Here is a 24,011-nt window from a genome sequence, read left to right as displayed (position 1 = left end):
GCCTCCTGTAGTGCTCAGCGCTCGCGCAGCCATCCGGCGGCCTCGGCCGCCCAGTACGTCAGCACCGCGTCGGCGCCGGCGCGGCGAATCGACAGCAGAGACTCCAGCACGGCCGCACGGCGATCGATCCAGCCATTGGCTGCAGCCGCCTCGATCATCGCGTACTCGCCGGAGATCTGGTATGCCCACACCGGCACGTGCACAGCGTCACGCACCTCGCGCAGCACATCGAGGAAGCCCATGGCGGGCTTCACCATCACGACATCAGCGCCTTCGGCCTCGTCGATCAGCGCCTCGCGCAGTCCCTCGCGGCGATTGCCCGGATCGAGCTGATAGGTGCGGCGATCGCCCTGCAGCTGCGAGTCGACCGCTTCGCGGAAGGGTCCGTAGAACGCGCTGGCGTACTTGGCGGCGTAGCCGAGCAGCAGAGTGTCGGTGAAGCCCTCGGCGTCCAGCCCCTGGCGGATGGCGGCGACCTGGCCGTCCATCATTCCGGAGAGCCCGAGCAGCTGAGAGCCGGCGCGCGCCTGCGCGAGCGCCATCGAGACATAGCGCTCGAGGGTGGCATCGTTGTCGACCGACCCGTCGCCCGAGAGAACCCCGCAGTGACCGTGGTCGGTGAACTCGTCCAGGCACAGATCGGTCTGCACGACAAGCGCATCGCCGACCTCGGATGCCAGCGCGCGCGTGGCGACATTGAGGATGCCGTCAGGGTCGTCGGCTCCAGAGCCCACGGCATCCCGAACTGCTGGAACGCCGAACAGCATCACACCGCCGACCCCGACCTCTGCGGCTTCTGCAGCCGCCCGGCGCAGCGAGTCCATGGTGTGCTGGAGCACGCCCGGCATCGAGGAGATCGCGACGGGGTCGGTGATGCCCTCGCGGACGAACATCGGCAGCACGAGGTGCCGCGGCGAAAGCGACGTCTCGCGCACGAGCGTCCGCACAGCCGCGGATTGACGCAGCCGTCGCGGCCTCACCTCGGGGAAGCTCACGGAGCGAACTCGTCTGCTGCATGTGGAAGCGTGAAGTGCGACACCGCGTCGATGAGCGCATCGACGGTCTGCTTGTCGGCGACCACCGTAATCGGAAGGCCGGCCTTGCGCGCATCCTTCGCGGTGCGAGGCCCGATTGCCGCAAGCAGCGTGCCGTCGGGGATATCGGGGAACTGCTCGCGCACCTGCTGCGCCACCGAACCACTGGTGATCAGGATGGCGTTGATGCGTCCGCTGTCGACATCACGGCGGATGCGGTCGGTGACAGGCACCCCCACGGTGCGGTAGGCGACGATGCTCGAGACGTCGTGGCCTGCTTCGATGAGAGAACGCGTCAGCACGGGCTTGGCGATCTCACTGCGCAAGGTCAGAACGCGACGCGGCTCCGGCTCGAGGGCGATGAGCTGCTCTGCCATGCCTGCTGCAGAATTGTCTCGGTCAGGAACGAGAGCGACTTCATAGCCGACCGCCTGAAGCGCGGCGGCAGTCGTCTCACCGACCGCGGCGATCTTCGTCGACTTCGGGACGACGGCGCGGTGCGCGAAGAGAACGTCGACCGTCGTCGCGCTCGTCACGGTCAGCCAGTCGAAGCTGCCTGCGGCGAGCTTCTCGAGCGCGTCGTCAAGCGCTTCCTGATCGGTGGTCGGGCCGAAGTTGATCAACGGCGCCACGACGGGGACAGCGCCCTGGGAGCGCAGGGACGCTGCGACACCGTCGCCCCACGGGCCTCCTCGCGGAACGAGGACGCGCCAGCCGGTCAACGGCTTCTCATGTTTCAATTCGGGTGTGCTGGTCATCAGGGTTGCTCTCGGGGTACGAGTTCGGCCGCCCCTTGTTCGAGCAGCCGACGGGCGACAGAAAGTCCGATCTCGCGCGCTGCGTGATTCGGGTCCGCACCATCGGCAGCATCCGCATCGTTGCCACTGCCGTTCTGACGAATATACCCCCCGTTCAGGGATTCAGTGACGTCAAGTCCGATTCGGCGGTCGCCGACGGGGTCGTAGACGATGCTTCGCACCCGCACGGAGTCACCGGTGACGACGGCATGCGCAGCCATCGGCGCCTGGCATCCGGCGTCCAATCCTTCGAGGACGCCGCGTTCGACGGTGATGGCCAGACGCGTGTCGGCATCGTCGAGTTCGGCAAGCGCCGCACGCAGATCGGATGCCGCATTCGCTGTCGTCTCGACGGCCAGCGAACCTTGTCCCGGCGCAGTCGGCCATTCGGCGAGGCCGAGATCCTCCCGCTTCAGTCTGGTCTCGGATCCGAGGCGTGAGAGTCCGGCTGCGGCGAGGATGACAGCATCCAGTTCGCCCGACTCCACCCGCGCCAGACGCGAGTCGACGTTGCCGCGGATGTCGATCACCTCAGCGCGAGGGGCGCGGATGCGCACCTGCGCGATGCGGCGCGGCGATCCCGTTCCGACCTTCGCGCCGGCACGCAGCGCGTGAAGCGGCACCCCGTCGCGCGTGATGACGACGTCGCGAGCGTCCTCGCGCACCGGTGTCGCGGCGATCACGAGTCCTTCCGGAATGGCGGTGGGCAGGTCCTTCAGCGAATGGACGAGGATGTCGCACTCGCCCGCGAGCAGCGCTTCACGCAGCCTGGTGGCGAAAACACCGAGGCCGCCGATCTCAGAGAGAGACGCACGGTTCGTGTCACCCTCGGAGACGATTGGAACGAGTTCGACTCTGCGGCCCGAGATCTTCTCGAGAGCAGTGGCGACGTGCCCGGACTGGGCTTGGGCGAGTGCGCTTCGGCGTGTGCCGAGACGGATAGGAGCAGACATCGTGACCTACTGCAGAACGTCGGCGATCTCGTCGAAGCGCAGACGCCGTCCCGTGTAGAACGGGACCTCTTCTTTCACATAGCGGCGCGCATCGGTGTAGCGCAGGTCGCGCATCAGATCGACGAGCTCGGTGGGGTCATCAGCCTCGAGCGGAAGCAGCCATTCGTAGTCGCCGAGTGCGAATGCCGCCACGGTGTTGGCGGTGACGCCCGTGAATGCGGCGCCCTTGCGGCCGTGGTCTGCGAGCATCTTGCGACGGTCGGCGTCATCGATCAGGTACCACTCCGGCGTGCGCACGAAGGGATACAGGCACAGCCAGCCCTTCGGCTCGATGCCGCGCAGGAATCCCGGCACGTGCGCACGGTTGAACTCCGCGTCGCGGTGCACGCCCATGACGTTCCAGACCGGAAGGAGCGAGCGGAGCAGCTCGGTGCGGCGCAGGCGGCGAAGCGCCTTCTGCAATCCTTCGGCGGTGGGTCCGTGCAGCCAGACCAGAAGGTCGGCTTCAGCCTTCAAACCGGACACATCGTAGAAGCCCCGGACGGTGACGCCGGAGTCCTCGATGTGCCCGACGATCGTCTCAAGCTCCGTGGCATCCGTCTCGGCGACAGGCGCATCAGGATTGCGTCGCCAGACGGCCCAGAGGGTGAAACCGGACGGGTTCTGTTCACTCGCTTCGGACATTCTTCCAGTGTGCCCCTTTCGGGACCAAGGAGCGAATGCAGACGCTCAGCGGGCGATTCCGCGGTCCCTCAACGAGAGATCGTGCGGGCGATCATCCAGACCAGTCCGCCTGCCGTGGCGGCGATGCCGATGGCCGCGGCGATGGCTCCCGTGGGATTGCGGTCGGCGAAGGCGCGGGCCTTCGCGATCCCCCGCTGCGAGGCCTTCTCGACGCGGCGCGGCACATTGCCCTTGATCTCGATCGCGGCGAGCGCGGCCTTCAGTTCGGCGCGAGCGGATGCCACCGGATCGGTGATTCCGGCAGGAACAGCGGTGCGGGGCAGAGCGGAATCAGGCGTGCTCATTGCCAGCCTCCTTCACGATTCGAACGTCGGTTGCGACAGCCTGGCCAGGATTCTCCCGGCTGAGGACCTTGCGGAATTTCAGTGCGCCGATCACGACGCACACCAGCACGCACACCAGCAGGAGTCCGAGCACGGCCAGTACGGAGACCCACACCGGCCACCAGGAGGAAAGCCCGACGATCGCGAACACGAGGATCATCGGCACCAGCCAGAACAGGAAGAACAGCGCGAGGATGAACCATACGCTGCCGATGCCGGCGTCCTTCGCTGTGCGCGACACCCACGCCTTCGCGGAGTCGATCTCGGCCTTGACCAGTTTGGTCACGAGCTCGGGAAGGTCTCCGAGCAGCGTCAGAAGACTGTCGTCTGCGCGGTCACGGTATCCGCGGACCATGTCACTTTCCGTTCGTTTTGTTCGCTGACCCCGTCGACGAGCTCTTCGTGCTGGACGAACCGGTCTTGCTGGGTGAGCTCGTCTTCTTCGATGCTGCCTTCTTCGCGGCATCGACGACATCTTCGACGGCGTCTTCGACATTGTCGACAGCCTTCTTGCCCGTGGCGATCGCGGAGTCGAGCTTCTCGCCGGGGGTGCTGCCGTCACCGGCGGCCTTGGCCACCTTGACGACGCCGTTCCAGATCGCACCGGGCACCGCAGAGGCCTTCGCCCCCACGAACGCCTTGGCCTTGATGACCTGGTTCTGCACCGGATCGGTGTTCCACAGCTTCAGCCACTGCGTCTTGATCTGTTCGTAGCGCTCACGTCCGGCGCGTGTTCCGAGCACGTATCCGACGCCGAGTCCGACGACGAGTCCGATCTTCCCCTTCATGGGGTCTCCTCACGTTGTTCCGGTCGAGCCGCAGGCGATGGATGCCGTCGGCCAGGGGTACCAGCGTAACGCCATATGCCGAAAACGGCATCAATGCCTCAAGGGGTTGACAGCGGCCCGCCTTCTCCCCAGAGCAGCGTGCGGCGAACGCGATCGGCTTCGGCCGCAGCATCCGGAATCACCTGCGCGAGACCGGTGCCCGACAGCCATGCGCCGACCACACCGAGCCCGTGCGTTTTGCGCACCGCGGCGCGCACCTCATCGCGCCGCTCGGCGGCACCGATCAGCGATGCGGGCTGCGATTGCGTGAAGCGCGCGCGGTGCGCCGCGACGAGAGCCGATTCGGGCAGAGGCAGACCGAGAAGAGCGGATGCTTCGCTCAGTGCCAGCGAAGCTGCAGCATCGTCATCGAGGTTCGCAGTGGCTGCCGGTTCGCCCTGCGCACCGAACGAGACGCGCACGACGTGGCGGCCTGCTGCCGTCTTGCGGAGCCACTCCCACTTGGCGGTCGCGTGGGTGAGTGCCTTCGCCGTGTGACTGCCGGGGACCGTGAGGACCCCGGTGCCGCGGGGCGCGGCATCCAGCTCGGGAGAGTCAAGGAGCAGGCTGACGATCTCGATCTGCGGGGCATCTCCCCCGGCGGCGAGACCTGTGACGTGACCGGTCAGCAGCAGGCGGGCACTCGGCTCGGCCGTGGCGACGATGAGGGCGTCCGCAGTGAGCGTCTCGTTCTCGTTCTCAGGCTCAGACTCGAGGTCATCGTCGTCGGATGCTGTCGGAAAGGAGACCGTCCAGCTATCGCCGTCGCGTGCGACTGTCTCGACGGTCACGCCAGTGCGGACGACCGCGCCGAGCTCCTCCAGGTCTGCCACCAGCGCGTCGACGAGTCCGCTCATGCCCCCCGCGAGCGCTTCGACGGCCGATCCGGGCGCCTTCTTCGTGCGCTCGGCGCGATCGGTTCGCTCGGCGAGCAGCTGGGCAACGCCGCCAGAAAGCGATCCAGTGCGGGTGAGCGCTTCGTTGAGGCCAGGAGCCGCCATCTCGGTGTCGACGTCATCGGGGCTCGCCGAGTAGACACCAGCGGTGACCGGGGCGACAAGCAGGTCGCGCACTTTGGCGCCCATGCGCTTGGCGACCAGGTTGCCGAGACTGTGCTCCTGTCCGATCGTCAGCGGCGGGCGCAGACGGTCGACATACGCACGCCACGCACCGCTCCAGCCGATGATGCGGCGCACGTCGTCGGCGAATGGGTTGGCGGGAATGCCGAGAATGCCGCCCTTGGGCAGCGGCGCGGCTTTCACTCCGGGGGCGCCGACGAGCCAGGCGCCGGCGGGATTCGGGGTGACGATGCGGTCGGTGAGGTCGAGCTCGGCGAGGATCTTTCGCACGTGCCCACCTCGGGTCGCGTAGCTCTCAGCTCCGGCATCCACCGTCACGCCGTCGAGGTCGGCGCGCTGGATCGCTCCGCCGAGCTCGTTCGCCTCCTCGAGCAGGGTGACCTGCATGCCGACCTTCGCGCATTCGCGAGCGGCAACGAGTCCGCCAATGCCACCGCCCACCACGATGACGTGGCGTTCAGCTGCGCGTTCGGCAAGCCCCGCAGTGTTGTTCTGGCTCATGAATGCGCGAGCTCCACGATGCGGGTGAGCTGGTCGGGGTCGGTCTCGGGCGGCACGCCGTGGCCGAGGTTGAGGATGTGCGCGCGGGCGGTGCGGCCGCGCTCGATGACGTCGCGAACGTGAGCCTCGAGCACCGGCCACGGCGCCTGCAGCATCGCCGGGTTGATGTTGCCCTGGACGGTGACGTCGGGACCGAGGATTCGTGCGGCCTCATCGAGGGGCTGGCGCCAGTCGACGCCGACGGCGGATGCTTCGCCATCCAGTCGCATGTCGGCGAGGAAGGGGCCGGTGCCGACACCGAAGTGGATGACGGGAACTCCGAGGCCGGCGACGGCCGCCTTCGAGTGGGGGGCGACGTGCGCACGGTAGTCGGCAGGACTCAGCGACCCTGCCCACGAGTCGAACAGCTGCACTGTCGCCGCTCCCGCGTCGCGCTGCGCTTCGAGGAACCGGCGGGAGACGCGTGAGAGCCATCCTGCGAGGCGCCCCCAGGCTTCGGGATCGGCGTGCATCATGGCACGCGCGCGAAGATGCTCCTTCGACGGGCCACCCTCGACAAGGTAGGCGGCAAGGGTGAACGGCGCCCCAGCGAAACCAATGAGCGGGGTGTCGCCGAGCTCTGCGGTCACGATGCGCACCGCTTCGGCGATCGCCGTCGTGTCCAGAGCATCCGGATCGATCGCCGTGATCCGATCGACATCGGCACGGGTGCGCACCGGCTCAGCGAACACGGGGCCGCGGCCAGGTTCGATGACGACGTCGACACCTGCCAGACGCAGCGGGATCACGATGTCGCTGAAGAACACTGCGGCGTCCACCTTGTGCCGCCGCACCGGCTGCAGGGTGATCTCAGCCGCGAGATCCGGAGTCAGGCAGGCATCCAGCATCCGCGTGCCGACGCGAAGCTCGCGGTACTCGGGGAGAGAGCGTCCGGCCTGGCGCATGAACCAGACGGGGGTCCGTTCTGGGCGATCACCGGCGAGGGCGCGAAGCAGCGGGGCGTTCGAGTCAGGCATGCTTCCATCCTCCCATTTGCGCTCATGAATGGCCTGTCAGCGAGAGACGGGTAAACTGGTCAGCGTGCTGCTGTGCGTGACGGCGAGTCACAAGACCGCCTCCTTCAACATGCTCGAGCGATTGAGCCGCACCCCTGACGACGTCGCGCCGAATCTTCTGCGCATCGCTTCGTGCGTGCAGGGGGCCGTTGTGCTCTCCACTTGTAACCGCTTCGAGGCGTACGTCGAGGTCGATGAGCCGGTGACTGCCGCGGGTGCGGTGGGAGTGGAAGCAGTGCTCGAGGCCATCGAGCAGTCCACCGGCATCCCCGCATCCGAACTCGACGGCGCTTATGCCGTGCACTCCGGTCGTCGCGTTGCCGAACACCTGTTCGCCGTGGCATCCGGTCTGGAATCCGTCGTCCCCGGAGAGGGAGAGATCGCCGGCCAGGTGCGTCGCGCGCTGAAGACGGCGCACGAGGAAGGCACGACCTCGCCCGAGCTCGAGCGCCTGTTCCAGCGTGCGAGCCAGGCGCAGCGCAAGGTGAAGAACGTCACCGCCATCGGACGCGCCGGGCGCTCACTCGTGCGCCTCTCTCTCGAACTCGCAGACAGCCGCATCGCCGACTGGTCCGCAGAGCGCGTTCTTCTGGTCGGCACCGGGGCGTACGCCGCGGTGACCCTTGCGACGCTGCGCGAACGCGGGGCGACGAACATCGCCGTATATTCACCATCTGGCCGTGCAGAGCTGTTCGCGAAGAAGCACGGCATCGCCGCAGTGCACGACGACGAGTACACGCGCGTCGCGACGCAATCGACTCTGCTGATCACGTGCACGAATGCGGCTGAGGAGCCTGTGCTGCGCCCGCATCATCTGCAGGCACCAGCTGGTGCGACCGGAGCGACCACGGGCGGATGCCCGATCGGCGCGTCATCCGCATCGTCGCAGTTGGTGATCGATCTCGGGATGCCCCGCAACGTCGACCCGGCCGTCGCGAACATCGAACGCGTCGCACTGCTGGATCTCGATACCATCCGCTTGCACGCCCCGCTCGAAGAGCTGCAGGCGACGGATGCCGCGAGGTCTGTCGTGCGCGAGGCCGCAGACACCTTCAACGTCGTCGGCGACCGGCGGAGCGTCACGCCGGCCGTCGTCGCCCTGCGCACGCACATCTTCAGCCTGCTTGAGGACGAGATCGACCGCGCGCGCCGCCGCGGCGACGAGCAAGGCCTCGTCGAGCAGGCGATGCGTCACCTGGCCGGTGTGCTCCTGCACACGCCCACGGTGCGCGCGCACGAACTCGCCGCCGATGGTCGCGCGAGTGATTTCACGGACGCACTCGAGACGCTCTACGGACTGACACCTGATACTGGCGAGTCTCAAGAGGCCGCGACAGCCTGAGTATTCCCCCTGACAACCGAAAGGCTCATCGGGTAACCTGGAGATTTGAGGATCTTCCGCGCTGGGACTGCGCGGCTGTTAGCAACCGTCGTCGGTTGCCTCTTCGCGGCTGACGCCGGTTGCGCTCGCGGCATCATCGATGCTGCTCTATTCGGCGTGGGCTGCGCTTTTTCGCGTCCATCCTGAAAGGTACTTCATGCGTCGTAAGGGGATCATCCCACTTCTCGCGCTCAGCGCTCTGGTGAGCGCTGGTTTCGTCGCCGTCTCAAGCGCTCCGGCACTTGCCGATGCGCCTCCAGCCGCGGTAGAGGAGTTCACCGCAGATCTCTGTGCCGGCTCCACCGCCGCCGACCCGACAGCAGAAACCGTCGATGGAAATCCGCTGAACCGCGTCTTCGGCGAACGCCTCACCGCCTACAACGCCGGTCACGTCGTGACGCTCTACGGCACCAGCGGCAAGAACGAACCCAGCACGCCCAACTGCGGTGTGCGGTTCGTCGAAGGCGTGGGTCCTGTATCGGAGTGGATGTACTGCACCGACATGACCAACCACACCTGCAGCGTCACTGATGAGCAGGGAAAGCTGACGCACGACGGCGGCTACGTGGGCACTCCTGAGCTCGTCGACGGCAACGGCGACCTCACGGCCGAGCAACAGCGCGTGATCGAGTACATCGCCGCCAACGATTTGACCACCACACCGATGCCCGAGGGCTACAGCGGCGCAGGGGAAACGCTCGCATCGAACGATTCCGAGAAGAACCGTTCCGTGAGGCAGCAGATGATCTGGTGCGTTTCGGATGCTGACCTGATGCAGTGGTACCCAGGCATGGACTTGTGGTGCCCGGATAACATCGGCGACGACGTTCGTGCAAGGATCCTGGCATCCGCGCCCGTCGAGCCAGTCCTGGAGCTCGCGCCGGTGACCTCGGAAGCGGCAGCCGACGAGGTCGCCCCGCTGACGCTCACGACCAACCTGCTGAACCAGCCCATCGCGCTCACCGCAGCTACCGGCACCATCGGGCTGTGTGCACCTCAGGATGGCGTGGAGCTCGAGAACGGCGCCGTAATCGTGACTGGCTCCGCCCCGGTGACGACGACTGTTGACCTGTGCACCACCGGCGCGGCCGGCACTGATGTCTCAATCCAAGCAACGGCTGAGGCGCTTGGCGCAGCGACCTGGGCCCAGTCGCCGTTCGCGGCGCCGGACGGCACTTTCTGCCAGGTGTACACGACTGCTTCGGAGAGCAGCACGCCGTTCACGGCATCCGCGAGCGTCGCCTTCGCCGCTCCCGTCGACGAGAACGAGAACACGCCCACCAACCCGAGCGAGAACACGCCCACCGGCCCGGTCGAGAACACGCCCACCAACCCGGTCGAGAACACGCCCACCAACCCGGTCGAGAACGGGACCACTGCTGGCGATGAATCCGCCGCGCACGGCGAGCTCGCGGTGACCGGTGCAGACAGCGCCCTTCCGCTGACGGCAGGTGGGGCGCTGCTCCTCGCCGCAGGCATCGCGCTCGCGTTCCTGGCACGTCGCCGCCAGGGCGCCTGAGCACTGACACGTACGCGAAACGGTGCTCCGGGGATTCCCGGGGCACCGTTTCACATAGGTGCCAGACTGGAGGCATGGCCCTTCACATCACCGGAGACACCGCCGCCGACGCGCTGCTCACCGACAACCCTCTCGCACTTCTGGTCGGCATGCTGCTGGACCAGCAGGTGCCGATGGAGACCGCCTTCGCCGGCCCGCTCAAGATCGAACAGCGCACCGGCGCTGTGGATGCCGCGGAAATCGCCGCGATGGACCCCGAGGAGTTCCTCGAGGCGTTCAAGCAGACTCCCGCCGTGCACCGGTTCCCGGGTTCCATGGCGGCCCGCGTACAGACACTGTGCCGGGAGCTCGTCGCATCCTGGGGCGGCGATGCCGCAGCCCTCTGGACGCGGGGCGACCCAGACGGTGCCGAAGTGCTGCGACGCCTGAAGAAGCTTCCCGGGTTCGGTGAGCAGAAGGCGAAGATCTTCCTCGCTCTGCTCGGCAAGCAGTACGGATTCACCGGTGCAGACTGGCGCGAAGCATCCGCCCCCTACGGAGAAGAAGGCGCCCTGCGCAGCGTCGCTGACATCGTCTCACCCGAGTCGCTCAGCCTCGTGCGCGCGCACAAGCGTGCAATGAAGGCGGCGGCGAAAGCCGCCAAGTGACGCCCAGGTCGCAATTTGTGCCGCTTTCGCGGGGCGTAAGCAGCACAGTTTGCGACCTGAACGTGGTTCAGCCCCGCGAGAGACGCTCTGCCTCTTTGGCTGCGACGATCTTCCGCAGACCCGAGCTGGAGAACCGGTGGTGGCGGCTGTTGAAGTACAGCTCGATGCCGGCCTCTTCGCAGTACTCACGACCCGTGAAGTCGCGATTCTCGTACTCGTCGCCGACGATGCGCACGTCGAGCTTGAACGAGCGAAGAATGTCCTCGAGGTCCTGTTCGGTGGAGTACGGCACGATCTCGTCGACGGACTCGCAGCCGCGCAGTTGGATGTAGCGCTCGACGACGGTCTGCGTCGGCGCGTTCTTCTCCGGGCGGTCGAGCGTCGGGTCCATCTGCAGCCCGCAGATCAGGTAGTCGCATTGCCGCTTGGCCTCGGCAAGCATCATGATGTGGCCCGCGTGCAGCAGATCGAACGTCGAGAACGTGATCCCCACACGCGGACCAGGGTTGTAATCCTGGTGCTTCTTCACTGCTTCAGCTTCCAACGTTGCCCTCCAGCGGTCTTACGAACAGACGAAGTTTACCGACGCGCGGGCTCGCCCCGTGCTGCGAAGGCCGCCAACTGGACACCCAGGTCGCGATTCGTGCCGCTTTCGCCTCGTCGAAGCGGCAGAAATTGCGACCTGAACGGGGATCCCGGCCGAGACCGAAGACCGGGTCAGCGCCCGCCGTACCGTGCGAGGATCTCGTCGGTGAGCGGCGGCCAGATGCGCTTGTGCTCGTCACCGAAGGGCACACCTGACAGAAATGCTGCGGCGATGTCGCGAGAGCGGTCGACGAAGAAGAAGCTCCCCTGACCACCGAAGTGGCCCGCCGTTTCGAGTGGGAACGAGTCGCTCAACCAGTGCGGGCTCTTCACGCCCTTGAGCTCGAACCCGAGGCCCCACTGGTTGTCATCGAAGGACCCGTAGCCGGGGACGACGCCCTTCAGCCCTTCACGCGAGACCATCAGTGCGAGGTCGCGCAGAGCGGCGGGGATCAGGGTCGGCCGCAGTACTTCGCGACCGAAGATCAGCAGGTCGGCGATAGAGGCCTTGTAGCCGGCCGAGGGCCGGCCGGCTACATCGACCTCACGCATCCCGAGCGGCTGGACGACCTCGCGGGTCATCCACTCGGAGAACTCCATGCCAGCTGCGGCGGCAACATGCGCACCGAGGGCATCGAAACCGGCGTTCGAGTAGATGCGCCGAGTGCCGGGGGCCGCCTGCACCGGCTCGCCCTCGAACGGCAGTCCGCTGGTGTGATCGAGCAGGTTGAGCAGCGTCGATCCCTCAGGCCCTGCCGGCTCATCAAGGTCGATCAGCCCGCGCTCGACAGCGATCAGCGCGCCCCACGCTGTGAGCGGCTTGCTCACAGACGCGAGTGCGAGCGCGGCGTGCGGGTCGCCCTGCACGGCGATGGTCTGCTCAGGACCGGTGACCCCTACGAGAGCGGTGTGCGGGAAGCCGTCGGTCGCGGCGAAAGTCGTCGTCTCCACGGCTCTGTCTTACGCGCCCTTGAGCCGTGCGGCGAGGTACTCGTTCAGCTCGGCGACCGGCACGCGCTCCTGCGCCATGGTGTCGCGGTCACGCACGGTCACAGCGTTGTCATCGAGCGAGTCGAAGTCGACCGTGACGCAGAACGGGGTGCCGATCTCGTCCTGACGACGGTAGCGGCGACCGATCGCCCCAGCGTCGTCGAAGTCGATCGCCCAGCGGCCACGCAGCGAGTCAGCGACCTCGCGCGCGAGCGGCGAGAGCTTCTCGTTGCGCGACAGGGGAAGCACGGCCACCTTGACCGGAGCCAGACGCGGGTCGAGCTTGAGCACAGTGCGAGTGTCGGTGCCGCCCTTCGCGTTGGGCACCTCTTCTTCGACGTACGAGTCGACGAGGAACGCCATCATCGAGCGAGTGAGGCCGAACGAGGGCTCGATCACGTACGGTGTGTAGCGCTCACCGGATGCCTGGTCGAAATACGTCAGGCTCTGGCCGGATGCCTCGGAGTGGCTGTTCAGGTCGTAATCGGTGCGGTTGGCGACACCCATGAGCTCGCCCCACTCGGAGCCCGCGAAACCGAAGCGGTACTCGAAGTCGATCGTTCCGGCGGAATAGTGCGCGCGCTCATCCTCAGGAACGTCGAACTGACGCATGTTCTCGGGCTCGATGCCGAGGTCGATGAACCACGCCCAACAGGTCTCGACCCAGTGGTCGAACCACTCCTGAGCCTCAGCCGGCGGCACGAAGAACTCGATCTCCATCTGCTCGAACTCGCGAGTGCGGAAGATGAAGTTTCCGGGCGTGATCTCGTTGCGGAACGCCTTGCCGACCTGGCCGATACCGAATGGCGGCTTCTTGCGGCTCGCGGTGAGCACGTTAGCGAAGTTCACGAAGATGCCCTGCGCGGTCTCGGGGCGCAGATAGTACAGGCCCGACTCGTCATCGACGACGCCGAGGTAAGTCTTCACGAGGCCGGAGAACGAGCGGGGCTCGGTCCATTTGCCGCGGGTGCCGCAGTCGGGGCAGGCGATGTCGGCCATGCCGTTCTCGGGCTTGCGCCCCTTCTTCGCCTCGAACGCCTCGAGCAGGTGGTCTTCGCGGTGGCGCTTGTGGCACTGCAGGCACTCGACGAGCGGGTCGCTGAAGGTGGCGACGTGGCCGGATGCCTCCCACACACGCTTGGGCAGGATGATCGAGGAGTCAAGTCCCACCATGTCGCCACGGCCGCGGACGAAGGTCTGCCACCACTGGCGACGGATGTTCTCCTTCAGCTCGGTGCCGAGGGGCCCGTAGTCCCACGCGGAGCGCGAACCGCCGTAGATCTCACCCGCTTGGAACACGAACCCGCGGTGGCGGGCGAGGCTGATGACCTTGTCAAGACGGGACTGTTCGGCCACGGTGGCTCCAATGGTCGGGAGAGATTTGGATGCTGCGCGGACATGCCGCGGCATCCTCCATCCTATCCGCGCGGATGCGTCGGAATCAGCCCTCCGCCGCAGCCGCCGCAGCGGCGGCGCGCCCCAGCCACGCCGGCGTCTTGCCCGCACGTGCGAACGGCACGAGCCGCCCGGCTGCGCTATCGGTCACGAACTGCTCGGCGCGCGCGATGCGGGTGGCAGGGCGCTTGGCTGTGGCGATCCAATGCCGCACAGCTTTGCGGTACCCGGGAGCCGCGGCATCGAGGAATGCCTGTGCCGCTGCCGAGCGATCGAGCACGGCCTGTACCTCAGGTTCGAGTTCTGCATCGCCGTTCTCGTATGAATACGTCCCGGTGCGCTCCGCGCTGCGCGCCTCGAACGCAGCGAGGCCGGCAGGCGCCATCCGGCCCTCTGCCTGCAAGCGCTCGATGTGCGCCACGTTGATCTTTGACCAGGTGCTGCCCCGCTTTCGCGGGGTCCACCGTTGCCGACGCCGGTCCTCGTCGACGGGTTGAGACACCGAATCGATCCATCCGAAGCACAGGCCCACGGGAACGGCATCCGCCCACGTCAGACCCTGGTCCGTGACATGCGCCTTACGCATCTCCATCCACAGCTCCGACTCGGAGGCGTGATAGCGCTCCAGCCATGCGCGGAACTCGGCCGCGTCACGGAAGAACACCGCGGGCTTCTCCGCCGAACCGCCTGCCTGCCCCGCCTCATCATCCATGCGATCAGAATGACACGAGCATCCGACATCCGTTCAGCGGTTCGGGAAGGCTTCTCCTCCACCCGCGGCGAGCGCGGCCGCAACGATCCCGATGTACTCGTTCATCATCGCCTCCGGCATCGCCGGCATGCTCTGCTCCCAGTACGGAAGGATCGCGCCGCGCCCCTGCATCATCCCTGCTGGCCGCGCATAGGCCCACAGATGCAGGTGCGCCGAACCGTCGTTCCAGCGCGAGAAGTGGCATCGTGCGACTGCGGGAATCGCCGTGGTCGCCTCAGAGAGCCGTTGCAGAACTGAGCCTCATCACCGAGATCGGCGAGGATCCGCCGACCCGCGAGGGCTGAAGCTCACTCGGTGAACAGATAGCCGCGCGTCACGTCGAAACCGGCGAGGCGCAGGCCCCGACCGAACAGCTCTTCCATCTCTCCGCGCAGGCGCATGCGCCATTCGTGCGCAGCATCCGGATCAGAGGTGCGCATGGACTCGACATCGGAGGGGATCTCAAGGGTCGCCACCACGGCAGCATCCGCCGGCGGCTTGGCGATGTCGGCGAGCGCCCACTCGACGTCGAGCCGGTCGCTCTCGTCACCGGCATCCCCGCCACCGAAGATTCCGTAGTTGTTCACGGTGTAACCGGTCGCTCTCGCACCGAGCACCGTGAGGAAGAAGTGCGCGTTGCGCGCGACCAGCGGATCGAAGGTCCAGGTGATGCATCCGACATCGCGGGAGAACGCCCACTGGCGTTGGTGCTCCTTGAGCTCGCGTCCCCAGCCGCGTCCGCGATAGTCCGGAAGCAGGGCGGTGATGTGGGAATGCATCCGCCGCTTCGCGGGTGCGCCGAAGAAGGCGATGGATGCTCCGACCATCTGCTCCTGCCCGTCTTCGCCGTCGAAGAGCCCGACGACGTAATTGCCGGACTGCTGCAGCGCACGCAGCGTCCCTGCGTCGATGACGCGCTCAGGCCCCCGGATGGAATCCAGCAGGCTCTGCGCGTCGATGATCAGTTCAACGGTGTCGAGGTCACGGATGGTTCGCACGATCCCAGTCTGCCCCTCTCCTGCGCGTCTGGGGAATCCTCTCCGGGTTCGCTACGGGCCACACCGAATGTCAGCGCACGACACTCCCGATCATAAAACGTTACCGTGGCAACGTTCTTCAGCTTGTGAACGCAAACATTTGGGCGTTTAATGGTTCCACCAGCGCGTGTGCATCACGGCATCCGCACTGTCCGTCAGTCACCTGACCCTCAAAGGGGAGAATCACTTTTCATGGCCAACACACGCATCATCCGCACCGCGGCGGTCGTCACCGTCGGCGCCATCTCTGCATTCGGCCTCGCCGCCTGCAGCACCTCCAGCGACAACGCCGGCAGTTCGAGCGATGAATCCGTCACGATCGAGTACATGCATCGTCTCGACAACGGCGCTGACATGGCGACGGTCGCAGAGATCACCGAGCGCTGGAACGAAGAGCACCCCGAAATCCAGGTCAAGACGACCAAGTTCGACGGTGCCGCGACCGACATGATCCTCAAGCTCGAGACCGACGTGAAGGCCGGCAACGCACCGTGCCTCGCCCAGGTCGGATACTCCGAGGCACCGCAGCTGTATGTGAAGGGTCTCCTCGAGGACGTCACGACCGAGGCAGAGAAGTACGCAGAGAACTTCTCCAGCGGCGCGTACGCCGGCATGCGCGTGGGCGATGTCGTCGTCGGCCTCCCCCAGGATGTCGGCCCGCTCGTCTACTTCTACAACGAGGCCGAATTCGACAAGCTCGGACTGACCGCACCTGCGACGATCGAAGACCTGACGGCAGAGTCGGCGACCGCCGCCGCCGCCGGCAAGTACCTCAGCGCTTTCTCGGCAGATGAGGCGACCCACTGGCTCGCGGCGCAATCTGCCGCAGCCGGTGACACCTGGTTCTCGACCGAGGGCGACGAGTGGGTCGTGAACGCCGAGGGCGAAGGCTCGCAGAAGGTCGCAGCTCTCTGGCAGGGCCTGCTCGACAACAACCAGACCCTGAAGGCTGACCGCTGGGGCGAGCCCTTCACGATCGCGCTGAACGACGGCTCCCTGATCGGCCACATCGGCGCTGCGTGGGAGGCAGGCTTCCTGCTCGACTCGCTCGACGGCACCCCTGCCGAGGGCCAGTGGCGCATCGCGCAGCTGCCCGACTTCGGCGCCGGCGCCATGACAGGTCCTGACGGTGGTTCTGGTGTCGCCGTACTCAAGGGCTGTGACCACCCGGCCGAGGCCATGGAGTTCAACAACTGGTTCAATACCCAGATCGATGACCTCTCCTCGCAGGGCCTCGTCGTTGCAGCCAACGGCACGCCCGAGACCCCGGAGAAGATGCTGCGCCAGTTCGGCGACCAGGATGTCCTCGCCGAGCTCGCGACCGCGACCGCGAACCTGAACCCGGACTTCCCGTACGCTCCCGGCTTCTCCACGCTGTCCTCGATGACCGAGACCGCAGCGGCAGTCGTCGCCGGTGACGCCACCGTCGCAGACGTCTTCACGACCGCTCAGGACACCGCAGTCAAGGCGCTGACAGACCTCGGTCTGCCCGTCGCCAAGTAAGCTCCACGCCCGTACCGAGCACGCGCTCGGTGGAGGGTATTCGATTCGGATGCCCTCCACCGGCCTCTTTCTCCCGAAGGATGAGATCACGCCGCCATGACAACCGCTGAGACCACCGGCCACCGGCCGCGCCCGAGAAGGGGCTTCCGCGCGCGCCAGGAAGCCCGAAACGGCTGGCTGTTCATGGCACCGTTCTCGATCCTGTTCATCATCGTCTTCCTGGTGCCGATCATCATCTCGGTCCGGTCGGCGTTCTTCGCGCAGGTTCCCGCAGGCGAAGGCCTGTACGGCGGAGGCGAGCTCATCGACACCTTCGTCGGCTTCGACAACCTCACTGCGGCCGCGAGTAACGGCGCCTTCTGGTCGGGCATGGGTCGCGTGGTCATCTACGCCGCGTTCCAGATCCCGGTCATGATCATCGTCGCTCTCGCGCTCGCCCTGCTGCTCGACTCGTTCCTCGTGCGGCGCCCTGCCTTCTTTCGGCTCTCCTTCTTCCTGCCTTTCGCGATCCCCGGCGTGATCGCGGCGATGATCTGGATGTACATGTACACCCCAGAGGTCTCGCCGTTCATGCAGTTCCTCCCCGAGGGCACGAACTTCATGGCGCCCGGCACGATCCTCGCTTCGATGGCCAACATGACCACCTGGACCTACACCGGGTACAACATGCTGATCTTCCTCGCAGCCCTCCAGTCCATCCCGCGCGAGCTGTACGAGGCGGCGCGCCTGGACGGTGCGAGCGGCTTCCAGATCTCGCTGAAAATCAAGGTGCCGATGGTGCGCGGTGCGGCGCTGCTGGCCGTGCTGCTGTCGATCATCGGCACGATCCAGCTGTTCAACGAACCCATGATCATGGAGAGCTCGAACTCCTGGATGGGCTTGGACTACACCCCGATGATGCTCACCTACAACTCGATGATGGGCGAGCTGTCGCCGTCAGGCAGCGGTCCCGCATCCGCATACTCACTGCTGATGGCCGTCATCGCCGGCGCCCTCGCCGTTGTCTATGCACTCCTGCAGCGTAAGAAGGCCGTCTGACATGAGCACCACGACACTCATCACCGCTCCCGCAGAAACCCCACGCCGGGCACGGCGTGCGCCCGCAGCCGCGGATCTGCCGCCGCGCTCGGTCGCACCCGGCCCTGTCGCCAAGACCTTCGGCATCATCGCCCTGATCGTGGCGCTGGTCTACTTCCTCATGCCCGTGTACTGGGTCATCGTGGCATCCACGAAGTCCAACGCCGACCTCACGAACACCTTCGGGTTCTGGTTCGCGAACTGGAACCTCGACACCAACTACGCCAGCCTCATGGACTGGACGCAGGGCATGTTCTGGCGCTGGGTCGGCAACTCGATCCTGTACTCGACTGCCGCCGGAATCATCGGCACGCTGTTCGCCATCATGGCCGGCTACGCCATCGCGAAGTTCGTCTTCCCCGGCAAGAAGATCGCCGTCGCGATCATCATGGCGGGCCTCCTGCTGCCGGTCGCGCTGCTGACAGTGCCGCTCTACATGGAGTTCCAGGCGCTGGGCCTTGCCAACACCATGTGGGCGATTATCATCCCCTCTGCGGTTTCGCCGTTCGGCGTCTTCCTCGGGATGGTCTACGCCGAGACTTCAGTGCCTACCGAGCTGCTCGAGGCCGCGCGCATTGACGGCGCGAGCGAAGCGCGGATCTTCTTCACGATCGTCCTGCGTCTGCTGGCGCCGGCGATGGTGACGATCTTCCTGTTCATCTTCGTCGCGACCTGGAACAACTTCCTGCTGCCACTGATGATGCTCTCCAGTGCCGAGCTGAAGCCGGTCACTCTGGGCCTCTACGGCATGATGAGCTATTTCGCCCCGGACAAGGGCGCCGTGATGCTGGGCGCTCTGCTGGGCGTCGTGCCGCTGATCGTCCTGTTCTTCGGTCTGCAGCGCTTCTGGCAGTCCGGTCTGGCGGCCGGCGCGGTCAAGGGCTGATCGCCCTCACGAAGAAGGGCTCGCGACTTCGGTCGCGAGCCCTTCTTCGTGTCTCCGGTCGCGGGTCAGGACCCGATGAATTCCTCGACGGCGCCGTACTCCGGCGTCTCCCGGAGCTCGACCATAGCGGGAAGCGCGTCAGTGTCGAGCACGACGATCTCGTTCGCGCCGGGCTTCCACAGCGGTGCAGGAGCGTAGAGCGTGACCTGCGGGCCGCGGTCCCAGTAGCGTCCGAGCAGGAAGCCGTTCAGCCACACCATGCCCTTGACTCCGCCGGGGAAGGCGAGCCAGGAATCAGCCGGAGTCTCGACCTGAATGCTCGCCACGGCGACGCCGTCGGCGTCGTCTGCGCGTTCAGTCCTGCTTGCGCCGGCACCCGCCGCAGCCTGCGGCGCGCCGAGCGGGAGCGCACGATGGGTCCAGCCGTGCACGAAGCGGCGACCGCCCACGAGGACGCCACCGAGGATGCCCTTGTGCGCCCCGGTCTGCGGGCCGTAGTTGATGCGCCCGAGGCTCTCGACGACGATCGTCAGCGCGCCCTTGCGTGCACCGCCGGGAATGGCGAGCGCGTGCTCGCCGTCGTGCTCCATCGTGCCGATGCGCTCATCGTCGACGAACACCGTTGCGCGGTCACGCAGATCGGCGATCGTGATCGTGGATTCGGCGGGAATGTCGATGGATGCCTGATAGACGACGATCCCGTCCTCGACACCGAGCTGCTCGAAGCTCTGCGGTGCGGGGGTGCGCTCGCCTATCACGGGGAGCGTCTCCACGAGTGCACGCAGGGATGCGGCCTGCTGCAGACGGACCGTCTGGGCAGGCTGCACGGGGTTCGGCGCGGGCGGTTCGGAAAGCTCACCGTCATGGAACGGGGCGAATGCCGCCCGCAGGGCATCGAACTTGTCGCCGAGTGATCCGTCTTCATGGATCGGAGCATCCGAGTCGTAGCTGGTGATGGTCGGCTCGATCATGCCGAAATGGTTGGCACCGTTCCACAGCCCGAAGTTCGTGCCGCCGTGCGCCATGTAGATGCTGACCGAACCGCCGGCGGCGAGCAGCTCGTCGACCGTGCCGATCATGCTCGCGGCCGAGCGCACGTGATGCTGCTCGCCCCAGTGGTCGAACCATCCACCCCAGAGCTCACTGCACATCAGAGCCTGTCCGGGGACGAGAAGCTCTTCGGCCGCCGGGACTCCCGTGCCGAATGTGAAGGTTCCCATGGCGCCGCCCACGGACCCGTGCGCGACCATGTCGGAGGTGATCCCGTCGGCAGTCGTGAGCAGCTCGACGATCCCGCGCGAGCGCAGCGCATCACGCTGGTGCTCGAGGTACGCGTGGTCGCTTCCGAAGGAGCCGTACTCGTTCTCGACCTGCACGGCGATGATGGGTCCGCCGTTGACCGCCTGCAGCGGCACCATCCGAGGTATGAGCGCGTCGAACCAGCGATCGACGGCCGCGAGGAACTCCGGATCGCTCGTGCGCAGTGCCGAGACCCGGCCGGTCAGCCACACCGGCAGCCCGCCGTTGGACCACTCCGCACAGATGTAGGGGCTGGGGCGTAGGAAGACGTCGAGTCCGACCTCTCCCGCGAGACGGATGAATGCCTCGATGTCCTGCCAGCCGTCGAAACGAACGTCACCCTCGACGCGTTCGTGGAAGTTCCAGGGCACGTAGGTGTCGACGGTGTTTGCGCCCATAGCGGCCAGGCGGCGCAAGCGGTCCTCCCACTGCCCGGGGTGCACCCGGAAGTAGTGCAGCGCGCCGGCGAGGATGCGATGGGGACGACCGTCGCGGATCAGCTGGCCGCCTTGCCAGACAAGCGCGGACTCGCCGCCTGATGCTGGCGAGAATGCGTCGTTCATCATGGACTCCTCTGGCATGAATCTCAAAATTGTTTGCGTTCACATTATCTCATCAAGAACACGGCAAGTACTCGCTCAGCCGCATCGCGATCACTAGCATGGAGGGCATGCCTCCCCGTCGAGACCCCGCTGATCGCGCTCCCAATCAGAATGACGTCGCTCGACTCGCGGGGGTTTCTGCCCAGACTGTGTCACGGGTGATGTCCGGGCAGAGCAATGTGCGCCCCGACACCGCACGGAAAGTGCTCAATGCCGTCGAAGAGCTCGGCTACCGCGTGCATGCCGCGGCCGCGTCGTTGGCATCCGGCCGCACCCGCATCCTCGGCGTCATCGTGCTGAGCACCAACCGCTACTCGACAGCGGCCCTGGGCGTCGGCATCGAACGCGTGGCTGCCGAGAACAACTACACGGTGACCACGGCATCCGTTTCTGACCACGCCACCATCGAAGACATCGCCGCGGCCTTCGATCTCCTCGAGCGCCAGGGCGCCGAGGGCATCATCCTCGGCGTTCCGGTCTCGCTCGATCACCCGCTCATGCGTGCGCGAACAGAGCGGACACCCTCCACGCGCAACGTGCGAACCTCCCCGGAGGAGGAGTCCGAATTCTCCGTCGATCAGGGCGAAGTCGCCCGCCTCGCCGTCGAGCATCTGCTCGACCTCGGACACGAGACCGTGTGGCATGTCAGCGGTGACGAGTACTGGTCAGAGAGCGTGCAGCGTCGCGAGATGTGGGAACGCGTGCTGCGCGAGCACGGCATCGAACCTCCACCGGTGATTCCCGCGGACTGGACCTCTGAGTCCGGCTACCGCGCCGGACGCACGATCGCCGCGATCCCCGGCGCCACAGCCGTTTTCGTGAGCAGTGACGAGATGGCATTCGGCGTGATCCGCGCGCTGCACGAAGCAGGACGCAGCGTGCCGGATGACGTGTCGATCGTCAGCGTCGACGACATCGCTCTGGCAGCGTACGCATCACCGGCACTCACGACAGTGCGCCAGCCGTTCGAGTCTGTGGGTGCGGGCGCTGCCCGGCGGGTGATCGCGCAGATCGAGGGAACAGAGCCGCGCGGTGAGATGCCGCGCGTGGAGCCGACTCTGATTCTGCGCTCCTCGACCGCGCCTCCCCATCTGCCACAGGACTGACCGGGCGCCGACCGTCGTCATTTCCCACTAGCCTGGTCAAGTGGGAAATGACGACGAGAGAGCCAGAAAACGGCTCTCCCGTACCCCCAATCGAGGGATGACAGTCGCCGTCCTCGCTCTTGCGGGCCTCTGCTCATCGTTCATGTTCACGCTCGTCGTGCCGCTCCAGGCCGAGCTGCCCACCCTCCTCAACGCCTCGCGTGAAGACACCTCATGGGTCGTCACGATCACGCTGCTCGTCGCCGCGGTCGCGACGCCGATCTCTGGGCGCCTCGGCGACATGTACGGCAAACGCCGGATCGTGGTCGTGCTTCTGGTGCTGCTCGCTCTCGGCTCGGTCATCGCGGCGGCTTCGGCCTCGATCGTCGGTGTGGTCATCGGCCGGGCGCTGCAGGGCGCCGTCACTGGCGTCATCCCGCTCGGCATCGCGATCATGCGCGACATCCTGCCCCCTAAGCGCGTCGGCACCTCGGTCGCACTGATGAGCGCGACGATGGGCGTCGGCGGCGCTGTCGGGATGCCGCTGGCCGCGTACCTCGCGCTCAACGCCGACTGGCACTCGCTGTTCTGGCTCTCGGCGGGGCTCGGCATCACCGTGCTCATCCTGGTGCTGATGTTCGTGCCAGAGGACGTGCTGCTCTCCCCCGGCCGCCTCGACGTCGTCGGCACCATCGGTCTCGCCGTCGGCCTCACCGGCCTCCTGCTCTACATCTCTCGCGGAGCCCAGTGGGGATGGGCATCGCCGCTCGGACTGGGCCTCCTCATCGGTGGCATCGTCGTGCTGCTGCTGTGGGGCTGGTACGAGCTGCGAGTAACCGATCCGCTGGTGGATCTGAGGGTTGCCGCACGGCCCGCAGTGCTCCTGACGAACATCGCAGCGATCGGCATGGGGTTCGCACTGTTCTCATCGAACGTCACGTTCCCGCAGATCCTCGAGCTTCCCGTCGAGACAGGGTCGGGCTTCGGGCTCGACATGCTCGCCGCATCGTTCGTCATCATGCCGGCAGGCCTGGTGATGATGGTGCTTTCGCCGCTGTCCGGCCTTCTCGAACGCTCGATCGGACCGAAACCGCTGTTCGCCGTCGGCAGCGCCGCGATCGTCGTCGCATACGTCTATGTGCTCCTCTGGTCCTCGGAATGGGTGCACATCCTCGTCGCCAATGCACTGATCGGCGTCGGGATCGGCTTCACCTTCGCCGCCATGCCGATGATCATCATGCGCTCGGTTCCGGCCAATGAGACGGGCGTCTCGAACGGCCTGAACGCGCTGTTCCGCTCCGTGGGCACGTCCAGTGCCTCGGCCGTCATGGGCGCCGTGCTCGCAGCGATGAGCATCGATATCGACGGCGTGGCCGTTCCCACTCGCGAGGCCTTCAACGTCTGCTTCTGGCTCGCGATCGTCGCCGCTGCCGTCGCCCTTGTGCTGTCGCTGTTCATCCCGAAGACCACCCCACTCGAGAAGCATCCGTCACTCCCCAGCTGAGTTCGGCCGAGCCGGCCTCAGAGCGTGTATCCGTCCGGGTCTCCTCGTCGCGGCGGGCGCAAGTTCTCGGGGACCGGCCACGGCAGCACGATCGACTCCGCCGCCGGTCGGGTGATGTCCCCGTAATCGTCGATCTTCACGACGATGCGTCCGCGGATGCCGTCATGCTCGGGGGCCACTTCGACAATGCGGACCCGGATCGGGCGCCCCTCGTCTTCCAGCATCCACGGCTCGGCGAGCCATGCGAGCCCGTGCTCTTCCAGCAGCTCCTCGGCAACGAGCCAGTCGACAGCATCCGAGATGGTGCGTCCGAACACGTCCACTGCCACCCAGTCATCGCCCGATGGGTGGATCCAGCCGAGCAATTCGCCGTCGTCGCGGCGATGCGGGGTCCAATCATTCATCCGACGAGGGTACCTCGACGACAGATGTCGGCC

Annotated in this window: 25 protein-coding genes; 8 read left to right on the top strand and 17 right to left on the bottom strand. The window is 66.3% G+C overall.

Annotated features, from left to right (window positions below):
- Positions 1 to 14: 14 nt before the first annotated feature.
- The 9 genes from hemB to hemE form a co-directional block, all read right to left on the bottom strand.
- A complete protein-coding gene (hemB, locus tag ACTU6V_RS03355) occupies positions 15 to 995 on the bottom strand; it encodes a porphobilinogen synthase (protein WP_443474922.1) in 981 nt (326 codons plus the stop codon).
- Entirely contained in the window at positions 992 to 1,792 is an 801-nt protein-coding gene (locus tag ACTU6V_RS03350) for a uroporphyrinogen-III synthase (RefSeq protein ID WP_443468554.1), read from the bottom strand. The genes hemB and ACTU6V_RS03350 overlap by 4 nt, the downstream gene beginning before the upstream one ends.
- On the bottom strand, positions 1,792 to 2,784 hold the full coding sequence (gene hemC / locus ACTU6V_RS03345; RefSeq protein ID WP_443468553.1) for a hydroxymethylbilane synthase: 993 nt from the start codon (positions 2,782 to 2,784) through the stop codon (positions 1,792 to 1,794). The genes ACTU6V_RS03350 and hemC overlap by 1 nt, the downstream gene beginning before the upstream one ends.
- Before the next feature lie 6 nt (positions 2,785 to 2,790).
- Complete coding sequence (gene hemQ / locus ACTU6V_RS03340; protein WP_443474921.1) at positions 2,791 to 3,468, bottom strand: hydrogen peroxide-dependent heme synthase; 678 nt, start codon at positions 3,466 to 3,468, stop codon at positions 2,791 to 2,793.
- Positions 3,469 to 3,536: 68 nt separating this feature from the next.
- Positions 3,537 to 3,812, bottom strand: a complete 276-nt coding sequence (locus tag ACTU6V_RS03335; RefSeq protein WP_443468551.1) for a hypothetical protein — start codon at positions 3,810 to 3,812, stop codon at positions 3,537 to 3,539.
- A complete protein-coding gene (locus ACTU6V_RS03330; RefSeq protein ID WP_443474920.1) occupies positions 3,799 to 4,206 on the bottom strand; it encodes a phage holin family protein in 408 nt (135 codons plus the stop codon). Before ACTU6V_RS03330 ends, ACTU6V_RS03335 begins: the two co-directional genes overlap by 14 nt.
- A 1-nt stretch (position 4,207) precedes the next feature.
- Entirely contained in the window at positions 4,208 to 4,639 is a 432-nt protein-coding gene (locus ACTU6V_RS03325) for a hypothetical protein (RefSeq protein WP_443474919.1), read from the bottom strand.
- Between the two features lie 98 nt (positions 4,640 to 4,737).
- On the bottom strand, positions 4,738 to 6,258 hold the full coding sequence (gene hemG, locus ACTU6V_RS03320) for a protoporphyrinogen oxidase (protein ID WP_443474918.1): 1,521 nt from the start codon (positions 6,256 to 6,258) through the stop codon (positions 4,738 to 4,740).
- Positions 6,255 to 7,274: a uroporphyrinogen decarboxylase gene (gene hemE, locus ACTU6V_RS03315; protein ID WP_443468547.1), complete on the bottom strand. Its 1,020-nt coding sequence runs from the start codon at positions 7,272 to 7,274 to the stop codon at positions 6,255 to 6,257. Before hemE ends, hemG begins: the two co-directional genes overlap by 4 nt.
- A 64-nt stretch (positions 7,275 to 7,338) precedes the next feature.
- On the opposite strand from hemE, the gene ACTU6V_RS03310 reads away from it, so the two are divergent.
- The 3 genes from ACTU6V_RS03310 to ACTU6V_RS03300 all read left to right on the top strand — a co-directional run bounded on the left by ACTU6V_RS03310 (position 7,339) and on the right by ACTU6V_RS03300 (position 10,860).
- Positions 7,339 to 8,655: a glutamyl-tRNA reductase gene (locus tag ACTU6V_RS03310; RefSeq protein ID WP_443468546.1), complete on the top strand. Its 1,317-nt coding sequence runs from the start codon at positions 7,339 to 7,341 to the stop codon at positions 8,653 to 8,655.
- A gap of 196 nt (positions 8,656 to 8,851) precedes the next feature.
- Positions 8,852 to 10,213 carry a hypothetical protein gene (locus ACTU6V_RS03305; protein ID WP_443474917.1) on the top strand — a complete coding sequence of 454 codons (1,362 nt, stop codon included), beginning with the start codon at positions 8,852 to 8,854 and terminating at the stop codon, positions 10,211 to 10,213.
- Positions 10,214 to 10,287: 74 nt separating this feature from the next.
- Positions 10,288 to 10,860: an HhH-GPD-type base excision DNA repair protein gene (locus ACTU6V_RS03300; protein ID WP_443468544.1), complete on the top strand. Its 573-nt coding sequence runs from the start codon at positions 10,288 to 10,290 to the stop codon at positions 10,858 to 10,860.
- A gap of 67 nt (positions 10,861 to 10,927) precedes the next feature.
- Here ACTU6V_RS03300 and ACTU6V_RS03295 read toward each other — a convergent pair whose 3' ends face one another.
- The 6 genes from ACTU6V_RS03295 to ACTU6V_RS03270 all read right to left on the bottom strand — a co-directional run bounded on the left by ACTU6V_RS03295 (position 10,928) and on the right by ACTU6V_RS03270 (position 15,579).
- The gene (locus ACTU6V_RS03295; protein WP_443468543.1) at positions 10,928 to 11,389 is read right to left on the bottom strand and encodes an adenylyltransferase/cytidyltransferase family protein; all 462 of its coding nucleotides are present in this window, start codon (positions 11,387 to 11,389) and stop codon (positions 10,928 to 10,930) included.
- Between the two features lie 188 nt (positions 11,390 to 11,577).
- Positions 11,578 to 12,396 carry a serine hydrolase domain-containing protein gene (locus tag ACTU6V_RS03290; protein WP_443468542.1) on the bottom strand — a complete coding sequence of 273 codons (819 nt, stop codon included), beginning with the start codon at positions 12,394 to 12,396 and terminating at the stop codon, positions 11,578 to 11,580.
- A gap of 9 nt (positions 12,397 to 12,405) precedes the next feature.
- Positions 12,406 to 13,791, bottom strand: coding sequence for a glycine--tRNA ligase (locus ACTU6V_RS03285; RefSeq protein WP_443468857.1), 1,386 nt, complete (start codon positions 13,789 to 13,791; stop codon positions 12,406 to 12,408).
- Positions 13,792 to 13,876: 85 nt separating this feature from the next.
- Positions 13,877 to 14,542: a YdeI/OmpD-associated family protein gene (locus tag ACTU6V_RS03280; protein ID WP_443474916.1), complete on the bottom strand. Its 666-nt coding sequence runs from the start codon at positions 14,540 to 14,542 to the stop codon at positions 13,877 to 13,879.
- A gap of 33 nt (positions 14,543 to 14,575) precedes the next feature.
- Positions 14,576 to 14,716 carry a hypothetical protein gene (locus ACTU6V_RS03275; RefSeq protein WP_443468540.1) on the bottom strand — a complete coding sequence of 47 codons (141 nt, stop codon included), beginning with the start codon at positions 14,714 to 14,716 and terminating at the stop codon, positions 14,576 to 14,578.
- Positions 14,717 to 14,889: 173 nt separating this feature from the next.
- The gene (locus tag ACTU6V_RS03270; protein WP_443468539.1) at positions 14,890 to 15,579 is read right to left on the bottom strand and encodes a GNAT family N-acetyltransferase; all 690 of its coding nucleotides are present in this window, start codon (positions 15,577 to 15,579) and stop codon (positions 14,890 to 14,892) included.
- A gap of 231 nt (positions 15,580 to 15,810) precedes the next feature.
- On the opposite strand from ACTU6V_RS03270, the gene ACTU6V_RS03265 reads away from it, so the two are divergent.
- The 3 genes from ACTU6V_RS03265 to ACTU6V_RS03255 all read left to right on the top strand — a co-directional run bounded on the left by ACTU6V_RS03265 (position 15,811) and on the right by ACTU6V_RS03255 (position 19,084).
- Complete coding sequence (locus ACTU6V_RS03265) at positions 15,811 to 17,121, top strand: ABC transporter substrate-binding protein (RefSeq protein WP_443468538.1); 1,311 nt, start codon at positions 15,811 to 15,813, stop codon at positions 17,119 to 17,121.
- Positions 17,122 to 17,217: 96 nt separating this feature from the next.
- On the top strand, positions 17,218 to 18,159 hold the full coding sequence (locus ACTU6V_RS03260) for a carbohydrate ABC transporter permease (protein ID WP_443468537.1): 942 nt from the start codon (positions 17,218 to 17,220) through the stop codon (positions 18,157 to 18,159).
- Between the two features lies 1 nt (position 18,160).
- Positions 18,161 to 19,084: a carbohydrate ABC transporter permease gene (locus ACTU6V_RS03255; RefSeq protein ID WP_443468536.1), complete on the top strand. Its 924-nt coding sequence runs from the start codon at positions 18,161 to 18,163 to the stop codon at positions 19,082 to 19,084.
- 65 nt (positions 19,085 to 19,149) lie between these two features.
- On the opposite strand, the gene ACTU6V_RS03250 is transcribed toward ACTU6V_RS03255, so the two are convergent.
- Positions 19,150 to 20,946 carry a glycoside hydrolase family 35 protein gene (locus tag ACTU6V_RS03250; protein ID WP_443474915.1) on the bottom strand — a complete coding sequence of 599 codons (1,797 nt, stop codon included), beginning with the start codon at positions 20,944 to 20,946 and terminating at the stop codon, positions 19,150 to 19,152.
- A 107-nt stretch (positions 20,947 to 21,053) separates the two neighbouring features.
- On the opposite strand from ACTU6V_RS03250, the gene ACTU6V_RS03245 reads away from it, so the two are divergent.
- Entirely contained in the window at positions 21,054 to 22,091 is a 1,038-nt protein-coding gene (locus ACTU6V_RS03245) for a LacI family DNA-binding transcriptional regulator (RefSeq protein ID WP_443468534.1), read from the top strand.
- 97 nt (positions 22,092 to 22,188) lie between these two features.
- Positions 22,189 to 23,574, top strand: coding sequence for an MFS transporter (locus tag ACTU6V_RS03240; RefSeq protein WP_443468533.1), 1,386 nt, complete (start codon positions 22,189 to 22,191; stop codon positions 23,572 to 23,574).
- A gap of 17 nt (positions 23,575 to 23,591) precedes the next feature.
- On the opposite strand, the gene ACTU6V_RS03235 is transcribed toward ACTU6V_RS03240, so the two are convergent.
- On the bottom strand, positions 23,592 to 23,978 hold the full coding sequence (locus ACTU6V_RS03235) for a hypothetical protein (protein WP_443468532.1): 387 nt from the start codon (positions 23,976 to 23,978) through the stop codon (positions 23,592 to 23,594).
- Positions 23,979 to 24,011 lie beyond the last annotated feature (33 nt).

The organism is Microbacterium zouquanmingi (genome assembly GCF_052266675.1).
Lineage (GTDB): Bacteria > Actinomycetota > Actinomycetes > Actinomycetales > Microbacteriaceae > Microbacterium.
This window is presented reverse-complemented; position numbering and strand designations above follow the sequence as displayed.